Source organism: Ruminococcus sp. 210702-SL.1.03 (genome assembly GCF_020559915.1).
GTDB lineage: Bacteria > Bacillota > Clostridia > Oscillospirales > Ruminococcaceae > YE71.
On sequence record NZ_JAJCLZ010000066.1, the window covers coordinates 1 to 3,291 of the forward strand.

A 3,291-nucleotide genomic window follows, 5' to 3' on the forward strand; every position below is an offset into this window, starting at 1 on the left:
ATCACCCTTCATCAGCGTAAGTTAGAAACGCTCCAAAAAATGAAGAAATCTCTGCTCCAAAAGATGTTTGTATAAAGGCGGTGAATACCTATGGCAGAACTTGAAAAGACAATAGAAGATAAGCTGATAGAACAGCTCACAGAAGGCAAAAGCCAGTGGACTTACCGCCCCGACCTGCATACCGAGGAGGAGTTATGGGCAAATCTGCGCTCTATCCTTGAGCGTGGCAATAAAGCCGTACTTGACGGCAAGCCCCTGACCGATCAGGAATTTGAACAGGTCAAGAACCAGCTTTCCTTTGCGACCTTCTACGATGCCGCCAAGTGGATCGCAGGAGAAAACGGTATCGCTCATGTTTATGTTCAGAGGGACACGGAGACAGTGCAGCTCACAGCTCTGAAACGTGACGATATTGCAGGCGGTTCAAGCGTTTATGAAGTGATAAATCAGTACAGAGCCTTAAAGGACGATGAGGAGGATATTCACAGCCAAAACCGCCGTTTTGATGTATCTCTGCTGATAAACGGTATTCCGCTTATCCATATCGAACTGAAAAACCGTCAGCATTCCTATCTTGACGGTTTCCGTCAGATACGCAAGTATATCCGTGAGGGCAAGTTTACGGGCATTTTCTCCGCAGTTCAGATGTTTGTAGTTTCCAATGCGGTCGATACAAAATATTTCGCCGCTGCCGAGGAAGAAGAACTCAACGAGAAGTTCCTTTCCGGCTGGGAGGACTTTGCAAACAACCCTGTTACCGACTATCTGAAATTTGCTGAGAACGTGCTGAAAATACCCGAAGCACACCAAATGGTGATGAAGTATGCTGTTCTCGACCAAGAAGCAAGAAAGATACTTCTGCTCCGTCCGTATCAGATACACGCTATCGAAGCAGTCAGAACGGCATCAAGACAGGGCAAATCGGGCTATATCTGGCATACAACAGGCTCAGGCAAGACCATGACGAGCTATAAGGCTGCGAGAAATCTGCTGATCGACATTCCGAGCATCGAAAAGACCATCTTCCTTATCGACCGTAAAGACCTCGACACGCAGACTACACAGGCATTTCAGTCCTATGCGAATAACGATGTGGTAGACGTTGATGAAACCGACAATGTGGGCGATCTGATCGACAAGCTGAAAAATAATAATCAGCAAGTTGTTGTCACTACCATTCAGAAGCTATCCATTGCCGTGAAAAAGCGTCTAAAGGAAGGCACTCCTGCGTATAACCGCATCAAAAATCTCCGTGTTGCTTTCATCGTGGACGAGTGCCACAGAGCCGTAACACCGAGAACACAGCGCCTTCTGGCACAGTTCTTTGTAAACTCCCTTTGGTATGGCTTTACGGGAACACCACGTTTTTCTGTAAACGCTTATCCTGCCGAGGGTGATCTTCCGAGAACTACCGACGAGCTGTACAGCAACGAGGAATTCCGCCGTGATCCTGATTATCAGGCTAAGGTGGAGCGCCGTGAACTGCCGTTCTGCTTACATCGCTATACTGTAAAAGAAGCTATCCGTGATGAAGCTGTTTTAGGCTTCCAGACCGAGCATCTCGGCGCACAGAAGCTGAAAGACGATGACAGCAACGAGGACTTGTCCGTTTATGAGACAGAAGCACATATGCTGAAAGTCCTTGATACCATCATAAATAAGTCTCAGGAGAAACTCGGCTTTAAGCATGGCAGAGGAAAGACCTATGAAGCGATACTGACCGTTAATTCGATCAAGAGGGCGCAGGCGTATTATGATCTCCTGAAACGAGTTGTAAATGGGGAAACCTCTGTCACGATCAGCGAAGAAACAAGGCGAGTATTGCCAGATTTCCCGAAATTTGCGATCACATACTCTGTTTCTAATGATGAAGATAATGAAAGCGCAGATCTGAACGTGCCTAAGATGAAGGAATCGCTTGATGATTATAACGCTATGTTCGGCACTTCCTTCGGAATTGGTGAGATCAAGGGCTATAATACAAATCTGAATGACCGCCTTGCAAGAAAGAAATCCAAATTCAAGAGCCGTGACGAACAGCTTGACCTTGTAATCGTAGTAAACAGGCTGCTTACGGGCTTTGATGCTCCTTGTCTGTCTACCGTATTTATGGACAGACAGCCGATGCACCCCCACGATATTATTCAGGCGTTTTCAAGAACAAACCGTCTGTTCGATAAGAGCAAGACCAGTGGTCAGATAGTAACTTTCCAGTCACCGCACATCTTCAAAGATGCTGTTGACGAAGCACTTATCCTTTATTCCGCAGGCGGAAAAGCCTCCGTACTGGCTCCTGATTGGGATACAGTATATGCAGACTTTACGAAAGCACTTGCTTATCTGCGTGTTACTGCGGAAACGCCTTCTGTTGTTCCAGCTCTATCAAAAGAGGGTAAAAAGCGCTTTGCTAAGGCATTTCAGGAGTTTGATAAGGTCTACACAAGTCTGAAATCATTTATCAGGTATGCTGATAACCCTCCGGAATCCTACGGAATAACGCAGGCAGAATATGACGATTACGCAGCACATTACTTAAATGTTATCCAAGAATTAAAACCCGGTCCCGGTCCTGAACCCGGTCCGGAGCCTGGACCTGAACCGCCTATCGACTTTGAATACGAACTGAAAGCATACAGCAAGGAAAAGATAGACTATGATTACATTGTCAGCCTGATTCAGTCCGTTGTATCTGCTACCGACGAGGAGCGTCAGGAACAGCACTATCAGAATCTTGTTATAGAGATCACGAAGTATATCGAGGAATTGCTGTCCTCCAATCCGAAACTCGGAGCGCTTATGCAGCAGTTGTGGGAGAAGGTACAGGAAAATCCCGATGAATTCAAGGGTAAACGAGTATCTTATGTTCTTGCTGAAATGCGAAAAGAAGCAATAGACAGCGTTCTTCGTGGATTTGCCGAGGAATGGTGCGTATCGCTCGATGCTGTCTCTTATGCGGCAGACCGCTATCAGGTCGGAGATACCGACTTGCCGGGACTAAATAACCTGAAAAAATCCGCTGATTTCGACAGCTATTCCGCAAAGCACGAAGGCATTTCCAAGTTCAAATATCATCAGTCGGTCAAAAAGGCACTGCTGACCTTGCTGAATGAAGATGTAATACCACTTCGGGACGATGATTATAGAATTGATGATACAGCATTACTTAACAAGTCCTAACATCAAAAACATCATAAAATCACGAAAAATCGCCTATTTGGGAGCTAAGTTTTTCTTAGCTCCCTGTTTTTTTATGCTTGTTTGTGCTTTTTCCTGGGAACAGCGTAAGCTGTC

General features: G+C 45.9%; 1 protein-coding gene. It reads left to right on the top strand.

What is annotated here, in order from left to right; all coding sequences use genetic code 11:
- Positions 1 to 90: 90 nt before the first annotated feature.
- Positions 91 to 3,177, top strand: a complete 3,087-nt coding sequence (locus LI114_RS13230; RefSeq protein ID WP_227221062.1) for a type I restriction endonuclease subunit R, EcoR124 family — start codon at positions 91 to 93, stop codon at positions 3,175 to 3,177.
- Positions 3,178 to 3,291: the final 114 nt, after the last annotated feature.